We start from the raw sequence: 23,077 nt of genomic DNA on the forward strand, positions 1-23,077 counted from the left end.
TTTCGGGATACCCCACATGAAAATCTTCAAAAAAGTGATAGCTGGTGTCGCTTTTTCGCTGTTGCTGCCTTCCATTTCATACTCAGCGTCTCCCAACCAAGCCTTGGGCTGGGAAGAGCAGGGCGTACTGTTGCCTGATCGAACCCCGGTCAAAGTAGAACTTGATACGGGCTCCGAAAACTCGTCTCTGGGGGCTGTCAATATTGTCCCTTTCGACAAGGGTGACGAGAAATGGGTGCGGTTTGTTTTACAAATACCGACCGGTCTCACCGGGTCTTTATCCGACGTCACTTTCGAGGAAAAGATCGTTCGCAATGCGAAAGCCAAAGGGGTGATTGGCAGCAGTCATCGCCAGGTGGTGAAGATGAGTGTGTGCCTGGGTACGCAGGTCTATCAGGAGGAGTTCAGTCTCAAGCCTCCGGGTAAAAAAGGGTACAACGTGAGCTTGGGCAGAAGTGCCTTGCAGCACATAGGCGCTGTGGATGCCTCGCGGTCGAACACGGTCAAACCGGATTGCAGCGGTTCTGCCGCTAAGCCATCAGCCTGAGTTTTCTATTGCCGTCCCTCTGTTTCAGCTCAAAGCAAGCAGAGGGGCGAAGGCGCCGACCTCCGTCTCAGTGGAGGCCTTTCTCCCACGCCTTATGGTTTTTCCGTGCATCCTGAATGAAGGGAGACCACTGGATCAGCTTCAGCACGCACTTGTTGAGCAGAGTGCCAAAGCGGTCGAGCGGGCGGTGGATGTCGAGGAAAAGCACAACGCGGATGCCGTCGGTGTCATTCCAGACCTGATGGCGGTAGGTGTCGTCAAACACCATCACCTTGCCGGGCTGCCAATGCCTGATTTCATCCCCTACCTGAATACGACAATTCTGCCTGGGCTCAGGGATGATCAATCCCAGATGCGCGCGGAGCAGCCCGTTGTAGGGCCCCCGGTGCGGAGGTATGTGCTTGCCAGGGCTGAGGATGGAAAAGAAAGCCGTAAACATGCCTGGGATTGATTCAACAATCTCTGCAGTTTTGGGGCACTTGACGCAGTTGCCATCCATTTTGTAACCGTAGCCATGCAGGAAGAAGGTCTTCCATCGGTCATCTTGTGTCAGGTTGCGCTGGTCTTTGGAAATGTCTTGGAAGTTTGGGATGCCGTCGTGATTTTTGAGTACGGCATTCAACTCGTCGACGATCACAGGCCAGTTGGACTCCAGCGTCTTTGCCCACTCGAACTGTGACGGATCGAAAAACGGCGTGTTTCCGACCGAGGAGTGCCGGCGAATGAACCGTTCAAGCTTTTTGATGATCCACAACCCGACTGCGACGCTTGGCCGATGCTTGCGTTTGGCTTTTTTGTGTGGAAGCTGCGTGGGCTCTGTTTGCATATCTGATCCTGGCGACGATTTTTAGAAGACTTAGCGAAGCTGGCGGTTTCTCAGTAACCGCCACAGCAGCGGCCAACAAAAGATGAGTGGATAACGACGCAGGCGCGGGCTGATCGGCACAGGTTCCCCAAGGTGGCGTTCAAGCTTCCAGATGACGTAATCCAGACCATTCTCGAATGTGTAGAACGATTTGATCAGGCGCAGCACATTGAGTAGGCGACCGGCGACTCGTCTGCGTTGCCACCGGACGGCGTGGGGAACCGCTCCTGCATCTGCGGGGGACACTGAGTATCGGTCATCCTGCCCAGGCAGAAGGGAAAGCCTTGGTACGGATTGCACCGCCGCGAGGGTGATACGCCTGTAGTAGCCGACATCATGCCCTACGATTTCTGCCGGGCGACTGGCGCGCTCCGGGCGCAATTCCGTGCGATAGGTCAACGTGAGGGCGTGTTCCCACAATGTGGCGCTATCCAGCACTTGCGGTTTATCAGGCAGTGCTTCGGACGTCATTCTTTTCACTGCGTTGGCCAAGGCCGTATGCACACGGGTGCTAACGGCTTGATTGCGAGAAAAAACCAGTCGAGAGGGCTGCGAAAAGCGTCCCCACAGATAACCGTGGAACCACGATGCGGTTCCCTTCTCGAAGTCCGCCAGTGTAATCAGCGCGCATTTTGCCCTTAGCAGCGAACCGTCCGGCGCCAGCACATTGATCGAAAAAACGGTAGGGGGGAGCCAGGCGTCCACCAGCTCCTTGATCTTGCTTGTCCTGACGTTGGCGTAGCTGTCTACAAGGACATAAAGGTCGACCAGGCCATCTGAAAAATTGCTGCTGCGAAGGCAGGATCCATACAGAAGAACGGCACTGACGGCGTTGCCAAATCGCGATACCAATTCATCAGTCAAGGCATTCAATGGGGCTGCGACCGGGCGCGCGCATTCCTCGGACATAACGCCGATCAGGACGCTGATTGTTGAAGTAGGGGAGGCCTGTTCCACGTTCAGCTTCTCTTAAAACATCACAAAACGGACAGGGAGGGTCGCAGACAACTCAAGCGGGCCTTGCGTGGAGAATATCTCGCCGTCCAGCAGGTACTCGGTTAACCCGTCGATGGTGGTAGCGTTGAGGTTGTGGCTCACATAAGCCTGATTCTGTGTGATGACCGGACTCGTTTTGCCCCGCAGCACATGAAACAGGGAGCGTACGAGCTCAGGAGCGCGGTGACCAATTGCCGTGAAATGGATCGGCGCCTTCTCAGTGCCCCAGTAGGGAGTGCTTCTGAGCAGCAGGGTGTCCAGTGTGGTGGCGAGAATGACCATCCACTTGGCGTTCAAGGTGTGTTGCGCAAGGTGCAGCCTGGCCGTGGTGGCAGATTCAAACGGCAGGCTTCGCTTCCAGAGCAGCGACACCAACATTCTGCCGAACGCCAGTGACGGGCCCAAGGCCCCGCGGATACCTTTGGTACGGACACGGCTGTGAAAATACCTGACGCCTTCAACCACCGCCCCGGCTCCAAAGAACAGACCGCATTGAGTCTGTAGTGAGTCTGGGTCGAATACCTTGAGCACATTGCGCAATCTCGATGCGGGAGCCGAGCGTGTGCCACTTCGCCAACGATGGAGCGCCAGGAGCACCTGCAGTGGGCGTTGCCGCACGCCCAGATCGATTGCACTCATGTTGGTGGTACCTGCCGGGACAACGAGTACGTCAGGCAGACTCATGGGCTGCAGATGCATCAGGGCCGTCAATGCCGCCTGCAGGCTCCCATCCCCACCGATCACGACTAAGAGATCCTGTGGTTCGAGTGCGAAGGATTGAATGGCCGCACTGATTTGCGCCGGCGTTGACGCCTCCACAACATGGGCGTCGGTGAGCTGGGCGACGTGGTGTCTGAATTCAACAAGATGCCGACGTACGTAGCCCCCTTTGGGATTGAGCACCACGCCTATTCGTTGTGCTGAAGGGGCGTTGTCACGATTTAGGGTTACGAAAGCCTGTGGAGGATTCGAGGCGGTGTCTTGTTGGGTGATAGGAGCAATAGTCATGTCATGTCACGCTGCACGGTCAAATCGGTAGACCAGCCACAAGGCGAGGGCCAGCAGCACAAACGAGGGCGCCAACGTTGTGATGATCACGTTCCCGTTCAGGAGCAGACCGAGGTTGGCCACAATCTGATTCGCCACATAGATCAGCAGACCCACAACGGCTCCGATGGCCAATCGACCGCCCAATCCCGGTGAGCGTTGCTGAACAAAGGTGAATGGAACGGCAAAGAGAATCATGGCCAATGTGAGGATCGGCCTTCCAAGTTTTTGCCACATTGCCATCTGGTACTCGCCCGAGGGTTGGTCGGACCCATTGAGAAAGGCGATGTAGTGACGCAGTTGCTGAATCGAGAAGCTGTCCGTCGGTAGCGACAGTTCTTTCAAGCGGCGATCTGAAAACACAGAGTTCCATAGCATCTGATCTTCTTCGCGCGTCACCTCATTGTCTTGCTCCCACTCCTTGATCCGTGGATGGTGGAGCAGCCACGAACCGTCCGGGCGGACTTCCGCGCTGTCCGCGAAAATGTAAGAGGCCAGGCGCATGTCAGAGGTGAGGCGCAAGATTTCAACGTTGAGTGGCGTGTTGTGGCGTGACATCGCACCTATTCGTGCAACCTCGTTGCCTCGGCGCGCCCAGATGCTGCCGGTAGGCTTCGCCGCTTCGCCGGAAATGGCCAGCGCAGTATTGCGCAGCTGAACGCTATGCTGCTGGAGGGGAGACGCCAGCCATTCGTCCATGGCGCCGAGTGCGACGACCACGATCAAACCGGCCGCCATGGTCGTAACAGCGATGCGCATGATCGATACACCGGCCGCACGCATGGCCGTCAGTTCCTGAGTCAACGCAAGCTGACCAAGCCCGGTGATGCCTCCCAGCAAGGCGATGAAAGGCCCGAGATCGACTGCCCGGCGGGGCAATGTCATCAGGACGACTTCAACCGCTTGCGTCCAGCGATAGCCCCCGGAAGTCACGTCATCGAGCTCAGCGATAAGATCGAACGTCGTGAACAATGGCAGCAACAACAGGGCAGCGGCCGCGAATCCGATCAGCACGTTGCGAATCAGATAGAAGCTGAGTCTTATCATTTGCGACGACGACGCAAAAGTGCGAGGTCTCTGGTCAGGAAACCTAGCAACGCGATACTCATGGCCAGCGGAACGAGCCACACGCCAGGCAAGAGGGGGATAGCTGCGTTACCCACCAGTGTCCTGCAGATGTTGCCGGCGTAGAAGATCACGGCAAAAACAATCGCGATGGGCAGGAGCGTGGAAAAGCGTCCTTTGCGGGGTGCTGTTCGGCTCAGCGGCACTGCAAGCAGGGCCAGGAGCATTGCACTGATGCCGCGGGTTTCACGCCATTGAAGCTCGGCCTTGTCTTGAGGCAGCGCCGAAACGCTCAACATCGCAGTCGAGGTTGATTTGCGCTTGTTGTCGGGTTCAAGTTCCAACGGTTTCAGCTGCAGTTGCAGCTTGTTGTCGAAAGTATTTACCACGTCCTTGGAATCCTGATGATCCAGGGTGTACGAGCTCCCTTTGGTGAGTTCAACCAAGGGGGCAGCAGGGTTGGCGTCGATGACTTTTGCCGTATGAGACCGAAAGATGCGGGATTTACCGTCGCCCGGGTCATAGATCAATGCGTCAGTGAGCTCACCTGAATCCTTGTCTATGGATTCCGCGAGGATCATCCGGCCGTTGTCAGGGTTGAGGTTGAAACGCTGAGGAAGCAGGTGACTGACGTCCAGGTCGGTTTTGGACTGCTGCTCCAACTGGTAGCTCTGTGTATACGCCCAGGGACGTCCATAGACAGACAACACTGTCACGGCGATGGCGAGAGGTAGCGAGATCAGGGCGATTGCTTTGTAGAGGCGTACAGGACTGCTGCCTGAGGCCAGGATGGCGGTGATTTCGGAGTCGTGATAAAGCCTGCCCAACGCCATTGCTACAGAGGTGTAGAGGGCAACGGGTACCAGCATTTCGAGGGCGATGATGACTTTGTACATCACCATGTCCGCCACGGACTGCACAGCCAGCGTGCCATTTGTGGCCTGGGTCAGGTAGCGTTCTGCCGAATAACTTGCGAATACGAAGGTCAAGATACCGACCATCACCGTTACCGGGCGACGAATCTCGGCAATGATGTACCGTTCGATCAAAAACATCGTGAAGCTCCCGCGGATTTGCAGCCAATAGCTCGCCTGGCCCAATGAGGAGGCTGGGTGGTATTCACATTGATGCCCGCAGCCGGAGCGTTTTTTCGACCAGTAGAAAGTCTTCTACGGTGTCGATGTCCACGGCAGCGTCGGCAAACGGCATGATCACGGCGCCCACGCGAACACCGACGGCGTGGGAGATTCGTTGCATGGCTTGATCAAGGCTTAGGGTTCCCAGGAGATATCGCACAGTCGACGCTATGCCGAGTGCACCCATGACGACCTTTTTAGGGTTTTTACGGCGCTGCTCGATGTCTTTCCAAAAATCGGCGACCTTGGCGCTTTCCTCGGTCATGAACGCAAACAGGTTGCTGCCGCAGTACGGGCCGCCTTTGAGCTTGATAGCCGTCCGCCTGTTCTCGGGGAATTTGGCCATGACCGTGGCAAGCGGTGTCAAGGCCACGGTCACGTCGCATCCGCTCATCTGAGAACGTTCGAGAAAATAATCGACGATGTCAGATTGCAGTAACGCGTGATCGGCAGTCGTCACCAGCACTGGCCGCGAGTGGATATGGGTCAAGCCGCGATACGCGCTCAGGCTCGGTGACGCCGCCGGTTCGAGCATTGCCAACTCGCCACGATCAATCATGTCGCGCAGCGTTGGATCACGGTCGAGCATCCGATTGCCTGGGCCGACCAATGTGATATCGGACACACGCTTGGAGTCCCGCAATGCGCCGACTACCCGATGAAGCATTGGCAGACCAAGGACAGGCGTCAACGCTTTACAGCCTGCGTCCCCAAGCGCGGCAACGGGGTCTCCTGGGCGTCTGTCACCTGCCAGAATGAGGGCCGAATACCGCGACGATTCAGATGTGCTTTTCATAGAGCCGATACCGCTTATAGGCTTTGGCACCTATGCGCTCCAGAATTCCGCGCATCCCGGCATTCGTTTCGAGGATCCACGACATTTCGAGGGCCTCGATATTGCGCCGGAGGAAGGGGGCTTTCAGAGCTTCGATAAGCAGTAATGCCAGGACAGGGCCTTGGCGGCTGAACTGATATTGTTGCTTGACGCCCATCAAAGGCACGCGGGCGGTTCGTGTTCCGGAGACTTTGAGTTTCCAAATCAAACGCAACCATCCAAATGGCAGCATACGCCCTTTGAGAGGCGCGATGGCCTCATGAATGTTAGGCATGGCCACGATGAACGCGCAGGGCTCATCGTTTATTTCAGCGATATAAATGAGGTCGCTGGGAACAAGGAATTTCAACTGTTTGCCTAGCTCGGAAAACTCGTGCTCGGTAAAGGGAACGTAACCCCAGTTGTTGGCCCAGGCATCGTTGAATATCTGCCGCAGAATTTGCATTTCGGCGTCAAATTTTGACCGATCAATCTGGCGGATACGGATTGTAGACCTTTCCCGGTCCATCATTTTCTTGAGCGGGGCCGGGAAATTGAGCGCGTCCCGGCGCATCCAGTAGGCAATCAAATCCATGGCAGGTTCGTACTTCGATCCCAGCACATGATTTTCATAGTAAGGATGGTTATGGTTCATGAACGCGGATGGCGGCGTCTCGTAGCCGTCGACGAGAAGGCCGCTCTCCTGGTTGATGTTCAGGGTAAAAGGCCCGGTAATCCGCTGAGCCCCCTGACCCTTTAGCCACTGCTCGGCGGTGGCGATCAGCGCCGCGAATACCTCAGCATCATCGATCGCGTCCAGCATACCGAAGTGACCCGTGTCCGCACCGTGCAACTCCCGGTGCAGAGTATCTACTTGAGCAAGAATGCGGCCTACAACAACACCATTACGTTTGGCGAGCCAGGCTTTCCAGGTGACGTGTCCCGAGGCCGGATTTTTGGGTGAGAGATGCTCTAACCGTTCGATGTAGAGCGGCTCAATCCAAGAGGGATCGTTTTTATAGAGAGTGCCTGGAAAGGTGACGAAGTCGTTCAGTGACTGTCGGTTCTCTACTGCTTCAATGGTAAGCAGCGGGTTGTTCTTATTCATTAGCCTGCAGGCCTTCTAGGCAAAAAGTGGACGGTGAGGCCTGATGTTCCAATGTCGAGCGAGGTATCCGGCGGCGGCTCCGGACTGTCGCTGAAATATTTCGTTACGTCTATAGACCGTTGTCAATGTAGAGTATCAATTCGTTTGATAGTAGATCTCGATCTATCTGGCGGTACTCTTTTAGGAAAGCTATGGAAGCCGGCTTTTCGAAATGGCTCAGGTCCACGAGCCAGTTATTCGCTTAAAGCGATGCCTGAAAATGTGACGGCGTCCATATTCAGCTATCTCTACGAATCATGCTTTTTGGACGCGCAGAGGCGCCTGCCCCATAAGTGCCGGTTTTCGTAGTGCCCTGATTAGAGTCCAAATTAATGACGGTTTTATATTTGTCCGAAACTAGCTCTACTCAAGAACTGGTGCAGCGACTTGCAGATTTCCCTTCTTTAGCGGACGCCCTGGACTACGCAGCGCTGGGTCGCACGGGGATGAATTTTTATGACCGACGCTGCCAACTGACGGCAGTGCTCGAGTACAGAGAGCTCAAGGCCAGAGCCCAGGGCGCGGCCAGAAGGTTGCTGACCTTGGGTTTGTCCAAAGGTGATCGCGTCGCCCTGATCGCGGACACAACACCCTCTTTCGTCGAGTTTTTCTTCGCGTGCCAGTACGCAGGCTTGGTCGCTGTTCCGCTGCCGGTTCCTGCTGGGGTAGGGCAACATCAATCGTACGTCGAAAAGCTCCGTGGACTCATCGCAAGCTGCTCGCCATCGGTTGTACTCGGGGAGCAGGAATGGCTGCCCTACGCGCGCGAAGCACTGGGCACCACTGAGCTGAAATTCATCGGCACGGATGACGATCTGGAAGCGCTTCCTATGGGTGGCGCCGCTCTTGTCCCAGCTCAGCCCGATGACGTTGCCTATCTGCAATACACTTCCGGGAGTACCCGTTTTCCGCGTGGCGTCATGGTCACCCAGCGTTCGGTCATGGCCAATCTGCGCGGTATCAGCACTGATGGAATCCGGTTGCGTCCCGGCGACCGCTGTGTCTCCTGGTTGCCGTACTACCACGACATGGGGTTGGTAGGTTTTGTATTGGCGCCCATGGCCACGCAGATATCGGTCGATTACCTGCGCACGCAAGACTTCGCGATGCGGCCCAAACAGTGGCTTAACTTGCTGAGTCGGAACAGGGGTACGGTCTCGGTGGCGCCGCCATTCGGGTTCGATCTGTGTGTACGTCGTTGCAGTGCCGCTGAAGTAGAAAGCCTCGATTTGTCGAACTGGCGCGTAGCAGGTGTTGGCGCTGAACCGATTTCCATCGCCACACTCGACCGATTTGCCGAGCACTTTGCCGCCGCGGGGTTCAAGGCTGGCGCATTTATGCCGTGCTACGGGCTCGCAGAAAACACGTTGGCTGTCAGCTTTGCCAGACCGGACACAGGTGCTCAGGTTGACAGGATCGACCGAGACATTTTGGAAACGGAAGGTAGGGCGCTCAGCGCCACTGAAAAATCTTCAGCGGTCAGCGCTTTCGTTAACTGCGGCCGCGCGCTGCCGGGGCACGAACTGCTGATCGTAGATGACTCTGGCAATGTCCTGGCCGAGCGCGAAGTGGGCAGAGTCATGATTTCTGGCCCGAGCCTGATGACGGGCTATTTCCAGGATCACGATTCCATCCAAAATCTCGCAGCGACCAAAACGCTCGATACTGGCGACCTGGGATATCTTTTCGATGGAGATCTTTACGTCACCGGGCGTAAGAAGGATCTGATCATCATCCGAGGTCGTAACATCTGGCCTCAAGACATTGAACTCATTGTCGAGTCCGAGCCGGAAATCAGGCCGGGGGACGCGATCGTTTTCATTACCGACAAGGACGCTGATCCATCGGTGGTGATCCAGGTTCAATACCGCATCCTCGATGAGGAGAAGAGGGCGCGTCTTTCTCATACGTTGTTTGCCAAGGTCCACAGTGAATTCGGTATCTCTCCGACCATCGACCTGGTACCGCCCCATAGCATTCCTCGCACCTCCTCAGGAAAACCAGCCCGGGCCGAAGCCCGCAAGCGCTTCATGAGTCTTCGCGCCGCACTCCCCGAGAGCTTCGCTGCGGCCGAAACCGCATGACCGAGCCAACGATTGCCCTTACCGGTGGCAGCGGTTTTATCGGCGGTCAAATAGCGCGAATGCTCGTTGGTCGTGGTGTCCGTGTGCGCGCGCTCAGTCGCACACAGGCTGGGCTTGAAAACGGTGTTCTGTGGGTAAAGGGATCGCTTGAGGACAGTGACTCACTGGCAAAGCTGGTTGCAGGGGCACATATCGTCATCCATTGCGCGGGGGCGGTTCGAGGGCGTGATGCCCGTAGTTTCCGCATTTCCAATGTGGACGGCAGCCGTCGGGTCGCTGAAGCCGCTGCTAAAGCCGGCACCTGCAAACGTTTTTTGTTGATGTCATCTCTTGCCGCTCGCCATCCAGAGCTCTCATGGTACGCAAAATCCAAACATGACTCCGAGCAGGAAGTCATCCGGGTAGCAGGAGCCATGGCCGTCACGATCTTCCGTCCGACGGCAGTCTATGGCCCAGGAGATCGCGAACTACGGCCACTGTTCACCTGGTTGCTCAAGGGGCTGCAGATCAGGCTCGGCGCAGGGGATACGCATCTCAGCTTTGTGCACGTCTTTGACCTTGTAGCGGCTGTTGGGCAATGGCTCGGAGCGCCGAACTCGAATTCGGCTCTTTACGAGATCAGTGACGGCACGCTGGGCGGATACAGCTGGAAGGGGCTGGCGCAGATTGCGACCGATATACGGGCGGCTCCAGTTCGATCACTGGCCATTTCAACCGCCGTCCTGAGGGCCGTTGCACGCGCAAACCTGGTCATTTCCTACGTGGTGCGCGGTAACCCAATGCTGACCACCAGCAAAGTCAATGAGCTGACACACCCTGACTGGACATGCAGCAACACGGCGATAACGGCCGCAACCGGCTGGATTCCCCAGATAAAGCTACGACGTGCCCTGCAGGAAGGTTTGTTTTGAACGTGTGCAAATTCGCGCGCCAACGAGGCTAAGTATGTTTACGCAAGATGTGATCATAGAGAATGTTTTGACGTGTCTTCGGGACATGATTCCCGGTGCAGGTAAGGTAGGGCCAGACAGTGACATGGTCGATGACCTAGGCCTTGAGTCGGTAAAAATGATGGATTTGTTGATGAAGCTTGAGGACGACTATGACCTGTCGATACCGATCAATATCCTCATGGACGTTCGCACGCCAAGGCAGCTTGCCGCCTCTCTGATCGGCTATCTGGAGAAAAGTCATGGGACTGTATGACAAATTCTCCCGCCTGGCCGCTGAGCGTTCCAGTCTGCAGGCGCTTGACCCCAGCCCTTTTGGTACTCGAATCGAAGCGCTCTATTCATCGACGCGTGGGCGTATCGGCGGTACCGATGTCATTTTGGCTGGCACTAACAATTACCTGGGCCTGACATTCGATGAAGACGCTATCGAAGCTGCGCGCAAAGCGCTGACCGCCGAAGGTACGGGCACAACCGGGTCAAGAATGGCCAACGGCAGCTACGGCGGTCATTCGGCGCTGGAAGCAGAGTTGGCCGAATTTCTGGATCGGCCATCGGTCATGGTTTTCTCCACTGGCTATGTGGCTAACCTGGGCATCATCGGGACGCTTGCCGGCCCGCGCGAAGTGGTACTCCTCGACGCCGATTGTCACGCGAGTATCTATGATGCATGCGCCTTGGGTGGGGCTGAAATCATCCGTTTTCACCATAACGACGCAAAAGATCTTGAGCGCCGCATGCTGCGCCTTGGGGATCGCGCGAAGGATGCGCTGATCATCGTGGAAGGCATCTACAGCATGCTCGGCGACGTGGCTCCACTCAAAGAAATCGTTGACGTCAAACGCCGCCTGGGCGGTTTCTTGTTGGTTGACGAAGCTCACTCGTTCGGCGTCATGGGCCCTAACGGTCGAGGCCTTTCGGAAGAGCAGGGCGTGGAGGATGATGTCGATATCATCCTGGGAACCTTCAGCAAGAGTCTGGCTGCAATCGGTGGTTTTGCCGCGGGCCTGAGCAGTGGGATGGAAGTGCTGCGTTATGCCAGCCGTCCCTACATCTTCACGGCCTCACCCTCTCCTTCGGTCGTGGCGTCTGTGCGATCGGCCTTGAAGACAATTGCTGCGCGCCCGGATCTGCGGGCGAACCTCTGGGACAACGCCCGTCGGCTTTACGATGGGCTGGCGGAATTGGGCTACTCGTTAGGCCCAAGCGTGAGCCCCGTTGTCCCGGTCATGGTCGGTAGCAAAGAGCAGGGTGTAAAGTTCTGGCGAGCACTCATTGATCAGGGTGTATATGTCAATCTGGTACTTCCACCTGCCACGCCGTCGGGCGTCACGTTGGTTCGCTGCAGTGTCAGCGCCGCCCACACAACCGCGCAAATTGATCAGATCATCGAAGCGTTCGCCGCTCTACGTCCATTGCTTGAGCCTACGGCCTGACAGCGAGGGGTGCAGACGAACTGTAGTGCAGGGAATTGCCGTGCGGTGCAGAGAACCTTGAACCGAATGTGAGTGTTATGCGAATTATTTTTGTTTTTGGCCGTTCGTATCCGATACGAACGGCATTGATGCTGCTGAGCCTGGTCGTTGCCGGCCTGGTCGAGAGCGTCAGCCTGACAACGATGCTGCCCCTGATGTCGGTGATGCTCGGCGACAATGCGCACTCGACGTTTGGCGCCCTTGTTGGCAACGCGCTTCAGTTCTTTGGATTGGAGCCAACGATCATCACGCTACTCGTCATCATCGTCGTGGGCATGGCCATCAGCAGTCTGTTGATTCTTCTGGCCAACCGCCAGGTTGGCTACACCGTAGCCCACGTCGCAACCGACCTGAGGGTCGATCTGATCAACGCAACACTGGGTAGCCGCTGGGAATACTATCTGCGTCAGCCGGGTGGAGCATTGGCCAACGCCGTGGCCACCGAAGCCTACCGAGCATCAACCGCTTATGAGCATGCCGCGAACATGGTTGCGCTCTCCATCCAGGCGATCGCGTACGGCGTCATCGCGCTGTTCGTCTCCTGGCAAGCTGCGCTGGTGTGCCTGGTTCTCGGCGTGGTCATTCTTTTCGCCCTGCGTGGTTTGGTCAAAACATCCCGTAAAGCAGGGAAGGGCCAGACCAGCCTGATGCGGGAGTTGCTGATCAACCTCAGCGACACCTTGGGGTCAGTCAAACCATTGAAGGCAATGGCCAGGGAAGATATCGCCGATTCGTTGTTGCGCCATCAGGCTGCTGAGCTGAATGGGGCAATGGAGAAGGAGGTCACCAGCCGCGAGACATTGCGCGCACTCCAAGAGCCCTTGCTGGCCATTCTCGCCGCAGCCGGTCTGTATGCAGGCCTGGTCATCTGGAAGTTGCCGTTGTCATCCGTCATGGTGCTCATATTCATGGTGGTAAGAGTGCTCGGCCTTATGCACAAGGCGCAGCAACGTTACCACCGCATGGCGGGGCAAGAGAGTGCCTTTTGGGCGCTGCGCGAAGCGGTAGTGACGGCCAGGGGAGAAGCCGAGCCTGTCGGCGGTACCGTGCAGCCCACGCTCAAAGACCGAATCGAGTTTCAGAACGTCACATTTACTTATGGCGAGCGCAAGGTTTTGAACAGCGCATCACTGACTTTCGACGTCGGGACGATGACGACGCTGGTGGGCCCATCCGGGGCAGGGAAAACCACGATTCTTGACCTGGTGTGTGCGTTGTTGAGCCCTCAACAAGGTCGAGTGCTCATAGACGGTATTCCGCTTCCCGACCTTGATCGCCGTATGTGGCGTCGCATGATTGGCTACGTCACGCAGGAAACTTTGCTTTTACACGACACCGTCCTTGCGAATGTCACTTTGGGCGAGCCAGCGCTCACCGAAGCGGATGCGGAGCGGGCATTGCGCCAGGCAGGTGCATGGGAGTTTGTATCCCGACTTCCCCAAGGTATGCAGTCGATCGTTGGCGAACGAGGGGGCAAGCTTTCAGGTGGTCAGCGGCAGCGAATAGTGATTGCACGTGCGCTCGCCCACAAACCTCAGTTGCTCATTCTGGATGAAGCGACCAGCTCGCTCGACCCGGATGCCGAGAAAGATATCTGTGAGTCGCTGAAAGCGTTGGCGCCAGAGATCACCATCATTGCCGTTTCTCACCGTCCGGGGCTTATCGACATCGCTGACGAAATCATCGAGCTCAGGGACGGCGAGATCAAGCGAATGAAAAACCGTACCTATCTGGCCAACGAGCCTTCCAATCTGGAAGTTTGACTCTGCACCCAGCTTCTTTTTACTCGTACGAGACGGCCCAATAATGCTTTCTTCTAAACACCAACATGCACCTGCGCCAGATCATCATGTGGAGCAGAACGGCGAAGTCCAGGTTCCGAAACGTCAGCCGCACCTGGACAAGAAAGGAAGGGTACTGGGGCCGCTCATCGCATTTGTCGGCTGTGATGGCTCCGGAAAGTCGACCGTCTCGGAGGCTATCCTCACGTGGCTGAGCCGGTCGCAGCCCGTGCAGAGTTGCCATTTGGGCATTCAGTCCAAGCAGATAGGTGAAAGGTTGGTCAGGTTGCCGTTGGTGGGCAAAGCAATCGGTCGATTGATCGCTGCCAACTCTCCACGTGGCAATCAGAAACACGCACAAATCTCCAGCGGCCCCAGCACCTTGGCGGCATTTGCCATCTTCCTGTTGTCGATCCGCCGGTATCGTCGTTACCAGAAGATGATGAAACTGCGACGCCAAGGCATCACCATCGTCGCTGATCGTTTTCCGCAGATCGCGGTTGCCAATATGAAAATCGATGGCCCCGGGTTGCTCGCAGTCAAGCATGGGAACGGGCTGATTCGGTTCCTGGCGGCGCGTGAGAAAAAGCTGTACGACTACATGATCAGCTACCGTCCGGATCTGGTTGTTCGCTTGAACGTGGATGTCGAAACCGCGTTTGCGCGCAAACCTGATCACCGCTACGAATCGCTTGCACTCAAGATTGCCAACGTCCCCAAGCTTGAATATCAGGGAGCGCCGATTCTGGATCTCGACAGTCGCCTGCCGCTCGAAGAGGTCATTGCGCAAGCCAAAGCAGCGGTGTCCCGCAGCCTGGCGAACCCGTAGGGGGAGAGGTAGCAGACATGCGCGCCCTGTTCGAAACTCCTCGCGGGAGAGGCGACCGCCCTCTGGCGCCGCTCGTGGCGATTATTGGTTCGGACGGTGCGGGAAAAACCACCGTGGCGGCCCACCTTTGCTCCACCTTGGCAGGTGAGGGCGCTGCCTATGCCTACTTGGGATTGGGTACAGGCACCATAGGACTCAAGATACAGGCCTGGCCATTGATCGGGCCTGCCGTCGGACGTCGATTGGCCGCCAAGGCGACACAAGCTCGTACCAAGGGCGAAAAAATCCCTGGGGTCTTCACGGCGTTGACCATCTACGGATTTTCGCTGCTGCGCGTCCGTCGCTTCAGGGAGATGCAGGCGTTACGCGACCGGGCTTCCATCGTTATTTGCGACAGATACCCTCAAGTTGACGTGCCAGGGTTTTATGACGGCCCGGGTCTGAACGCATCAACGCCTACTGGCCGCTTTACGGCGTGGCTTGCAAAGCGTGAGTTTGCGCTTTACCAGAGGATGGTCAGCCATCTGCCCACGCTGGTCATTAGATTGAACATTGATGCTGATACGGCATTTTCTCGCAAGCCTGACCACAACCTTTCTCTGCTGAAGCAGAAGGTACAGGCAACCTCGTTGCTCCGTTTTAATAACGCGAAAATTATCGACGTGGATGCCAGCCAACCGCTGGAACGGGTACAGGCGATCTGCGCCCAACTGGTAGCTCAGTTGCTGATCAATCAGAAAAGCAATTCCCATCAAGCGGTAGAAACTCATGTTTGAAGCGTTCGGACGCGCTTTATCTCAATGACTTACCGACCGTTGAATCACAGGGTTTGGTGCCTGAAGGCCTGCCTCGCTCGGTAAAGAGCGGTTTAATCGAGGACGTTATGAAAGCTAAAGTTTCGGCACCCGCAACACCGAACCGGGCAGTCTGGGCGCGTCTAGGCTGGGCCTATCTGTTCTTCTGGTACTTCTCCGGTGTCGCACAGCTCCTCATCATTCGCGCTGGCGTTGCAGGCTGGAAGGGGATGATCCAGGCGTCGATGGTCACATTGCTGTGGCTGATTCCGCTGATCCTGTTTCCCGCCCGTGCAAGGATTCTGGCTGGGGTCATTGGACTTCTTCTTTGGGCGTCCTCACTGACCGGCCTCGGATACTTTCTGATTTATGGGCAGGAGTTTTCCCAAAGCGTGATTTTCATCATGTTCGACTCGAACATGCAGGAGTCAACCGAGTACTTGGGGCACTATTTTTCCTGGTCGATTGTGGGGGCCATTGCCGCTTACACCTTAGTAGGGTTGGTGCTGTGGACGCGGGTCAGGCCAGCGTACCTGACGCGCAAGGCGCTGGTGACCTGTTGTGTTTTGTTCATTGCCGTCGGCGTGGGCTTCAACGCCGTCAATCAGTATCGTAAGCGACCCACCATTCAACTGGCGGCAGCGAAATTCGAGGAAAATATCGAAGCTGCGGCCCTTTGGCAGATGGTCGTCGGATATCACCAGTATCGTCAGCAACTCGCCGAGATGTCGACGATGATGGCGACTCAGGCGCAGATTCCTCCACTCAAGAACCTGACCGACACGCATGCAGGTCAACGCTCCACGCTGGTATTGGTCATTGGCGAATCAACGAACCGGGAGCGTATGAGCGTTTATGGTTATGGCCGTCCAACGACGCCTAATCTGGATCAGCTACGTGGCCAGTTGCAGATATTCAGCCAAGTGGTCGCGCCACGCCCCTATACGATCGAGACCCTCCAGCAGGTACTGACATTTGCTGACGAGGAGCATCCGGATCGATACTTGAGTACGCCAACCCTGATCAGCGTGATGAAGCAGGCCGGGTACAAGACGTTCTGGATTACCAACCAGCAGACCATGACCAAGCGCAACACAATGCTCACCCTGTTTTCTCAGCAGGCAGACCAGCAGACCTATCTGAACAACAACCGCGATCAGAACGAGACCAGCCAATACGACGAGGACGTCCTGGACCCGTTCTCTAAAGTTTTGGAAGACGACGCGCCACGTAAGCTGATTGTGGTGCACCTGCTGGGCACGCACATGAGCTACAAGTATCGCTACCCACCCACATACGATTACTTCAAGGATCGGATCGGGGTGCCGGCAAATGTCACTGATGGCCAGCTAGAGGTCTACAACAGCTACGACAATGCGGTGCGGTACAACGATTACGTGGTCTCGTCGCTGATCAAGCGCTTCAGCGACACAGACCCTAATGGCTTCCTGCTCTACCTGTCTGATCACGGTGAATCCGTATATGACCCGGTAGCGCCAGAGGTGCTGGGCCGCAACGAGGCTGCACCCACTCGCCCAATGTACACAGTGCCATTCATCGTTTGGAAATCGCCCAGTTGGAAAGCTGCACAAGGCACGACTCTGGAGCCTGCTGACTACCTGGCACGCCCCTACAGTACCTCTCACTTCATCCACACGTGGACTGATTTGGCAGGGCTGCGTTTTGATGAGTTTGAGCCGGCCAGGAGTATTGCGAGCCAGGGGTATAAATCCGAACGCCTCCTGATTGGCAACCCGCACAATCCTGGCAGTCTGCGTGACTTCAGCCAGCTTCCGATTGCGCCTAAACAGGGCTCGGCTGTGCAAGCTACGCGATAGCGGGTGATGGGGCCTTTGGGACTGAGCCGGCAGTGATGATCACAAAGCCGTCTTGCGGGTCCGGTTCTGTGCGCCTCCGCCATCTTTTATACGACAAAGCCCTGATTATTCAGGGCTTTGTCGTTTCTGGGGTTTGAGTCCGACCTGTTTCCCCGCTGCCTCGGCCCCCATCCTCGGGAAGCAGAGCGGCTCTGCTAAGGCTTTCGGTAAACCTGCCGAAATAACGTAGACTTTCCATCGTTTTTTGCGTGTACGTTATCAACGAGTTGTTCGCTTATGACCGATACCCGTTTACCTGAGTCAAACCCGGCCCCGTTAGTGCCTGAGCTTCTCGTGGGCCGTGTTCAACGCGAAGACATGAAGCATCAGCGGGCCTGTTGCATCTGGCTGACGGGCTTGTCCGGGGCGGGTAAATCCACGCTGGGCAATCGTATTGATCAGGCCTTGCAGCAGCACGGGTTGCACAGTTATTTGATGGACGGTGACAGGCTGCGTCAGGGGCTTTGCAGTGATCTGGGCATGAGCGACAGCGATCGTCACGAGAACATCAGGCGTTTGGCCGAAGTCGCCAAGCTGATGGTGGATGCGGGACTGATTGTCATCGTCTCGGCGATTTCGCCTTTTCGCGCCGACCGGGATGCCGCCCGACATGGACTGGACCCTGATCAATTCATCGAGATACACGTCAGCACGCCGTTGGGCGAATGTGTCCGCCGCGATGCCAAAGGTTTGTACCGCGCCGTGCGTGAGGGTCGAATCCGTAATTTCACAGGGATCGACAGCCCGTACGAAGCGCCGCTGACGCCGGAGTTCATTATCGACACCAGCAGTCATGATGGGGCTGAGATGATCGAGCAATTGGTGGCGCAACTGATGCACCGTTACCGCTCATAAGGCGGTTCCTGCAACCAGGGCTAGCACCCTACAGGCCAAACACGTTCGTCCTACGGGAAATCATGCTTTTGAACGCTGAAGCGATAACAGACTTGAAGCGCACGCTTGCGGATGCCGATGAAGGCACTCTGATCTCGACACTGCGGGAATGCATGGCGGCGAGCCGTTACGCCGACGCCCGCCCTATTGCCGAGGCAGCCGTCTCCCTGTTTCCCGAGTCATCCTCTCTGTCTGCGCTGCTCGGGCAGGTCTGTCAGAAGTTGGGTGATTTCCCTGCCGCCGTGAGTGCCTGCGACAACGCGATCGCATTAGGTTGCCGGGAGTGGGCCGCGCCGTTCGTTTTGGGCTTGTCACACCGCGCATTGCAGGATCACCGCAAGGCAGCGCTGGCGTTCATGTCGGCCTATGAGCGCTCGCCGGGCCACGTCGAGGGCCTGGGGCTGCTGCTGGAGGAGATCGTGGCGGCTTATGGTCTTGCCAGCGGTCGTGATGTTTATCAGACAGTGACCGATCCTGCGTTGAAGGCGGCAGTCACCCCACTCTGGACAAATCTGTTGTTCAGGTGGGGGTGCGAAGACGAGTTGCGGGCGTTGGGGATCGACGGCCGAGAAGCCGTGCTGATGTCGGTTGCCGAATGGACAGCGAGCCAGGGTGTAGCGCTCGATTATCTGGACGAGGCCGAGCGCATCCGCTGCGAAGAGCCTGAATCCCTGGAGCCAGGCGCCGCTGAGCCGTTGAAGGTCGTCGTTGAAGGCCAGCGGCCTTACGCCTGCATCATCGAAAACGCGACGATCCTTTCCCGTTCCGATCTGATCCTGACCCCTGACGGCGCTGCGCTCAATGATTGCCTGACCCACCCTCGCTTCGGCCAATATGTCCTATGGCACCAGGAGAGCGCGATCAAAGGGCGGGACGGGCAGCGTCTTCTCCTTGATATGGCGCCTTACACCGTTCAGGAGATAGAGGCGGGAATAATGCTTTCCGGGGCCGCATCGGTGGAGTTCGGTCACTGGATGCCCGAGTTTTTGTGTCGCTTGCGGGCGTTGTCCCGTCATCCCGAGTTCGCTTCGATGCCCATCATCATCGATGCGGGCATGCCCCCCAGTCACTACGAGTACCTGCGCCGGGTGGTCAGTAACGAGTGGGTAGTATTGCAGCCGGGTGTCGCGTTGTCTTGCAAACGGCTGTTGATCGCCCCTACACCCAGCTTTTACCCCATGCATCTGGTGCCGGGGCATCCGGTGCCGGGCTATGAGCAAGGGCCGTTTTCGCCCGCTTGTTTCAGCTTTTTGCGCAATCGGGTCCTCGCAACGCTGCCACAGGTCGCGCGGGGCTCCAGGCGCTTATTCCTTTCCCGGCGCAAGCGACAATGGCGTTTGATATTGAATGACAATGAAGTGGCCGCCTGCCTGCAAGCGCGAGGCTTCGAGACGATTTACCCGGAAGATTTGAGCCTGGAGGAGCAGATTCGTCTGTTTCAGGAAGCAGAAGCCATTGTCGGGCCTAACGGTTCGTCGTGGCTTAACCTGATGTTCGCCGACACTGCGGTCAAGATCGTGGTGTTGGGGCAGGCCGGTTTTTCCGGGCAGGACCTCTTCGGCTTCAGCGGGTTTGTTGGCCCGATGCGAACCCTCGGTTATGACCCGATGTTCGTGGGTGGCGATGAGGGTGATGTGCAAAATAAACACATCAACTATTCGGTTCCCCTCGATGCTCTGGAACGCATGCTGGACCGGCTCGGGGTCTGAGTCAGCAGGCCACTCGGGTATGCTCGCGGATGTAGCGGGCGACGTCGCCGGGTTCGTTCCACATCAATACATCGAGGATCGACAGATTCCCGACATAGGGCAACGCGCCGGTGGGGTAAACAAAGGTCGACAGATCCAGAAAGCGCAATTCGATCTCGCGCTGTTGCCATTCATCGGGGACAAATATGTCCCTTCCGCCCGGCGAATTGATATAGCGTCGGGCGCCCATCTGGCTGCTGATTTCCAGCGCCCACTGACCGGGATGCTCAATGGGCGGCAGTTCCAGGTTCAAAGCTGAATGCGGTGTCCAGTCGAAGCGCAGGCCGATGTAATCGCACGCCACCTGCAGTGAACGCGTGTTCAGGTCGCTGATGCTGTTGCCTGTTACCGAATCGAAGACGGCTGGAATCAATTCAGTCACCCGACGATAAAACGGTGCCTTGCCTCGATAGATACCGAGTTGGCCGAGAATGCGTTGCTGGGCGGCGCGGTGATCGATCACCGTGGTGGCTTGAATCGAGCTGCCCAGCGTCGTGCTGACCGGCACCTGGATGTACTGCCAACCGCCTTTGCCATCGAGGATTCGATTACGATTCATCCAGCTCTTGCGACCGTACTGCGCGGTATCGAAGATCACGCCGCGTTCCACGGATGCAATCAACTGGAAGTAGCCCAGATAGGGGAAGAAGTAAGGTTGCATGATGCCCAATGTGCTGATCATGGGGTCTGTGCCGTCAGTCGTTATGTGATTGCCGAGCGGATCAGCGCGCAAATGTCGCGTACGTGATCCTGGGTTATGGCCTGGCCCGTCGGTAATTGCAGCAACACTTGGCACAGCTCATCTGTGACCTTGAGCTCGGTTGAAAGCGCGCTGGCAAAGGGCTCGGTACGGTGCACACCGGGGTGAAAGTAACGGCGTGCCAAAACATTCCGGGCGGTTAGCCAATCCAGTAATTCATCGCGGCTGATGCCCAGTTTCGTGGCGGTGATGCGGACCACGGCAAATTGATAGTTGCTCTGTTCGCCGGCTGCATAATCGATGAAATCCAGACCGTCGATACCTGCCAGCCCTTCTCGATAAAGCTCATAGCGCTGGCGGTTTTCCTGGATGAAACGATCCAGATGCCGCAACCCCAAGAGGATCATGGCCGCCTGGGCTTCGGACAGTTTCGCATTCAAACGCAGGATGCCGCTGGCGTGTTCGTCACTGGCGTGAAAGCTGCGCAGGGTGCGTAAGCGGGCCGCCAGAGCGTCGTCGTTGGTGGTGATGCAGCCACCTTCGGCACCGCTGAGAATTTTCGTGGCGTGGAATGAGAAGATCTCGGCGCGGCCAAATCCGCCCATTCGCTGCCCCTCGAAGGTGCAAGCGGTGGCGTGAGCGGCGTCGAACAGCAATTGCAGACCCTGTTTTTTTGCCACCCCGGCCAGGCCGTGGGGGTCGCAGCCTCGCCCCCAGATGTGTACGCCGAGAATGGCCGAGGTCGCCGGCGTGATAGCGGCCTCCACCAGCGCTGCGTTGAGCATCTGTGTATCGCCGTCAACGTCACAGAACACCGGCTTGAGCCCGGCCCATACCAACGATTGCACCGTGGCGGGGAAGGTGAAGGCGGGCACGATCACCTCACCGCTCAGTTCCATCGCGCGCAACAGCAGCATCAGCGCCACGGTCCCATTGACCACGGTGATGGCGTGCCGTACCCCGAAATGCTCAGCGAGAGCCTGATCTGCCGCTTGCTCCAATGGGCCATGGTTGGTGTAGAACTGTCGGGCAAAGATGCCCTCGAACATGTCCCGAAATTCGGCCTGGTCGGGCAGGTTCAATTGCCCGACATGCAATGGCGCATCAAACACTGGCTTTTCGTTCATTGTGGGACGCTCTCCAGTGGCGTGCCAAGCAGCACTGCGTCCTGTTCCAGACGTTTGAAGAGTTGTGCCAGACGCTCGATGTCCGCTTCGACGAGCAGGTCGCCGACGGGCATCTGGATGTACTGCCGACTGATGCTTTCGGTCACGGGCAGAGCAGGTGAGCCTGGCTCCAGTTGATGCAGAGGTGGGGAATAATACGGACGGACCAGAGCGTTTTCGGCGCGCAAAATGCGGATCAGTTCGTCGCGGCTGTAGGGGGCATGCGTGCCCACTTTCAGCAAGACGAGACCGTAGGTGCCGGGCGATTGGCTGTAGTCGGCGAATGAAAGCCAGGACAGGTCCTGAAAGTGCCGCTGGTAGCAGGCAAAACGCCGTTTGTTGTCGTTGATAATGGCGTGCATGTGATCAAGGTTAGACAGCGCCATGGCAGCATGCAACTCATTGAGTTTCGCATTCATGCCCAGTTCGACCGGAATGGCGGCGTCGCCGAAGCCGAAACTGCGCTGGCGCTGCAATTGCGCAGCCAGTTCATCGTCGTCGGTGGTCAGATAGCCGCCTTCGAAACCGTTTATCAGTTTGGTGGCGTGCAGGCTAAAAACCGAAGCGTTTCCACGCGTACCCACGCGGTTGTCCCGCAGGGTGTCAGTGTAGCGACCACCGATGCCATAGACGGCATCGACCAGCAGAGGAATGCCAGCATCCAGTGTCAGGCGTTCCAGCGCGTCGATGTCACACAGGCCATTGATGTTCTCCACCGCCAGCACGGCCGCGGTGTCGGCGTCGATCAGCCGGGCCAGCTCGCCCGGGGCCAGGGTGTGAGTCAGCGGGTCGACGTCACAGAACTGCGGCTCGTATCCGGCCCAGCGAATCAGGTGAGGCAAACCGCGAAAGGTGAGTGAGGGCAGGATCACTTTGCGTGCGTTCGGCCGCGCCAGATTGCGCAAGGCGAGGATGATTGCAAAGCAGGCGTTGGCAAAGGCGACGCAATGCCGGGTGCCATGGAGCTCGCACAGGCGTTGCTCCAGCTCATCGACCAGCGGACCCTGATTGGTCAGCCGGCGGCGCTCCAGCGAAGCGCTGGCCAGCTCGAAAAAACGTTCGGGGTCGCGATTGGCCAGTTGCCCGGTGGTCAACGGCCGTTCGAACAGGGGCTGGCCGCCGAACAAGGCGAGAGGGCTGACGGTACTCATGAGCAGAAGTG

General features: G+C 57.2%; 21 protein-coding genes. 11 read left to right on the forward strand and 10 right to left on the reverse strand.

All coding sequences use genetic code 11. From position 1 onward, the window contains the following. Positions 1-16: 16 nt before the first annotated feature. Positions 17-547, forward strand: coding sequence for a RimK/LysX family protein (locus AAEO81_RS10735; RefSeq protein WP_341963522.1), 531 nt, complete (start codon positions 17-19; stop codon positions 545-547). A 67-nt stretch (positions 548-614) separates the two neighbouring features. On the opposite strand, the gene AAEO81_RS10740 is transcribed toward AAEO81_RS10735, so the two are convergent. From AAEO81_RS10740 to AAEO81_RS10770, 7 genes are all read right to left on the reverse strand, one after another. Further along, positions 615-1,373 (reverse strand): aspartyl/asparaginyl beta-hydroxylase domain-containing protein, encoded by a 759-nt coding sequence (locus AAEO81_RS10740; protein ID WP_341963524.1) that lies wholly within the window; start codon positions 1,371-1,373, stop codon positions 615-617. A 30-nt stretch (positions 1,374-1,403) separates the two neighbouring features. Next, positions 1,404-2,369: a hypothetical protein gene (locus AAEO81_RS10745; RefSeq protein WP_341963525.1), complete on the reverse strand. Its 966-nt coding sequence runs from the start codon at positions 2,367-2,369 to the stop codon at positions 1,404-1,406. A 12-nt stretch (positions 2,370-2,381) separates the two neighbouring features. After that, on the reverse strand, positions 2,382-3,416 hold the full coding sequence (locus AAEO81_RS10750) for an acylglycerol kinase family protein (protein ID WP_341963526.1): 1,035 nt from the start codon (positions 3,414-3,416) through the stop codon (positions 2,382-2,384). A gap of 6 nt (positions 3,417-3,422) precedes the next feature. Further along, positions 3,423-4,502 carry an LPS export ABC transporter permease LptG gene (lptG, locus tag AAEO81_RS10755; RefSeq protein ID WP_341963527.1) on the reverse strand — a complete coding sequence of 360 codons (1,080 nt, stop codon included), beginning with the start codon at positions 4,500-4,502 and terminating at the stop codon, positions 3,423-3,425. Continuing rightward, a complete protein-coding gene (gene lptF, locus AAEO81_RS10760; RefSeq protein ID WP_341963529.1) occupies positions 4,499-5,575 on the reverse strand; it encodes an LPS export ABC transporter permease LptF in 1,077 nt (358 codons plus the stop codon). The genes lptG and lptF overlap by 4 nt, the downstream gene beginning before the upstream one ends. 64 nt (positions 5,576-5,639) lie before the next feature. After that, positions 5,640-6,347, reverse strand: a complete 708-nt coding sequence (locus AAEO81_RS10765; protein ID WP_341963531.1) for a nucleotidyltransferase family protein — start codon at positions 6,345-6,347, stop codon at positions 5,640-5,642. 88 nt (positions 6,348-6,435) lie between these two features. Further along, complete coding sequence (locus AAEO81_RS10770; RefSeq protein ID WP_341963533.1) at positions 6,436-7,578, reverse strand: N-acetyltransferase; 1,143 nt, start codon at positions 7,576-7,578, stop codon at positions 6,436-6,438. Between the two features lie 371 nt (positions 7,579-7,949). On the opposite strand from AAEO81_RS10770, the gene AAEO81_RS10775 reads away from it, so the two are divergent. The 10 genes from AAEO81_RS10775 to AAEO81_RS10820 all read left to right on the forward strand — a co-directional run bounded on the left by AAEO81_RS10775 (position 7,950) and on the right by AAEO81_RS10820 (position 20,010). Continuing rightward, positions 7,950-9,701, forward strand: a complete 1,752-nt coding sequence (locus AAEO81_RS10775; protein ID WP_341963535.1) for a fatty acyl-AMP ligase — start codon at positions 7,950-7,952, stop codon at positions 9,699-9,701. Continuing rightward, complete coding sequence (locus tag AAEO81_RS10780) at positions 9,698-10,612, forward strand: NAD-dependent epimerase/dehydratase family protein (RefSeq protein WP_341963537.1); 915 nt, start codon at positions 9,698-9,700, stop codon at positions 10,610-10,612. The genes AAEO81_RS10775 and AAEO81_RS10780 overlap by 4 nt, the downstream gene beginning before the upstream one ends. A 34-nt stretch (positions 10,613-10,646) precedes the next feature. Next, on the forward strand, positions 10,647-10,907 hold the full coding sequence (locus tag AAEO81_RS10785; RefSeq protein WP_341963540.1) for an acyl carrier protein: 261 nt from the start codon (positions 10,647-10,649) through the stop codon (positions 10,905-10,907). Then, a complete protein-coding gene (locus AAEO81_RS10790; RefSeq protein ID WP_341963542.1) occupies positions 10,894-12,087 on the forward strand; it encodes an aminotransferase class I/II-fold pyridoxal phosphate-dependent enzyme in 1,194 nt (397 codons plus the stop codon). Before AAEO81_RS10785 ends, AAEO81_RS10790 begins: the two co-directional genes overlap by 14 nt. 77 nt (positions 12,088-12,164) lie before the next feature. Next, positions 12,165-13,889: an ABC transporter ATP-binding protein gene (locus tag AAEO81_RS10795; RefSeq protein ID WP_341963544.1), complete on the forward strand. Its 1,725-nt coding sequence runs from the start codon at positions 12,165-12,167 to the stop codon at positions 13,887-13,889. A gap of 313 nt (positions 13,890-14,202) precedes the next feature. Further along, the gene (locus tag AAEO81_RS10800; RefSeq protein WP_341963546.1) at positions 14,203-14,736 is read left to right on the forward strand and encodes a nucleoside triphosphate hydrolase; all 534 of its coding nucleotides are present in this window, start codon (positions 14,203-14,205) and stop codon (positions 14,734-14,736) included. Between the two features lie 17 nt (positions 14,737-14,753). After that, entirely contained in the window at positions 14,754-15,512 is a 759-nt protein-coding gene (locus tag AAEO81_RS10805; protein ID WP_341963547.1) for a hypothetical protein, read from the forward strand. A gap of 107 nt (positions 15,513-15,619) precedes the next feature. Further along, on the forward strand, positions 15,620-17,368 hold the full coding sequence (cptA, locus tag AAEO81_RS10810; protein WP_341964518.1) for a phosphoethanolamine transferase CptA: 1,749 nt from the start codon (positions 15,620-15,622) through the stop codon (positions 17,366-17,368). Between the two features lie 333 nt (positions 17,369-17,701). After that, entirely contained in the window at positions 17,702-18,262 is a 561-nt protein-coding gene (gene cysC, locus AAEO81_RS10815) for an adenylyl-sulfate kinase (RefSeq protein ID WP_341963549.1), read from the forward strand. Positions 18,263-18,354: 92 nt separating this feature from the next. Further along, on the forward strand, positions 18,355-20,010 hold the full coding sequence (locus AAEO81_RS10820) for a glycosyltransferase family 61 protein (protein WP_341963551.1): 1,656 nt from the start codon (positions 18,355-18,357) through the stop codon (positions 20,008-20,010). 1 nt (position 20,011) lies between these two features. On the opposite strand, the gene AAEO81_RS10825 is transcribed toward AAEO81_RS10820, so the two are convergent. From AAEO81_RS10825 to AAEO81_RS10835, 3 genes are read right to left on the reverse strand one after another with little or no spacing between them, the layout of a single operon-like run. Then, a complete protein-coding gene (locus tag AAEO81_RS10825) occupies positions 20,012-20,731 on the reverse strand; it encodes a WbqC family protein (protein WP_341963553.1) in 720 nt (239 codons plus the stop codon). Between the two features lie 20 nt (positions 20,732-20,751). Then, positions 20,752-21,876, reverse strand: coding sequence for an aminotransferase class I/II-fold pyridoxal phosphate-dependent enzyme (locus tag AAEO81_RS10830; RefSeq protein ID WP_341963555.1), 1,125 nt, complete (start codon positions 21,874-21,876; stop codon positions 20,752-20,754). Next, positions 21,873-23,066, reverse strand: coding sequence for an aminotransferase class I/II-fold pyridoxal phosphate-dependent enzyme (locus AAEO81_RS10835; protein ID WP_341963557.1), 1,194 nt, complete (start codon positions 23,064-23,066; stop codon positions 21,873-21,875). Before AAEO81_RS10835 ends, AAEO81_RS10830 begins: the two co-directional genes overlap by 4 nt. Positions 23,067-23,077: the final 11 nt, after the last annotated feature.

The organism is Pseudomonas sp. RC10 (assembly GCF_038397775.1).
In the GTDB taxonomy this organism is placed as follows: domain Bacteria; phylum Pseudomonadota; class Gammaproteobacteria; order Pseudomonadales; family Pseudomonadaceae; genus Aquipseudomonas; species Aquipseudomonas bambusae.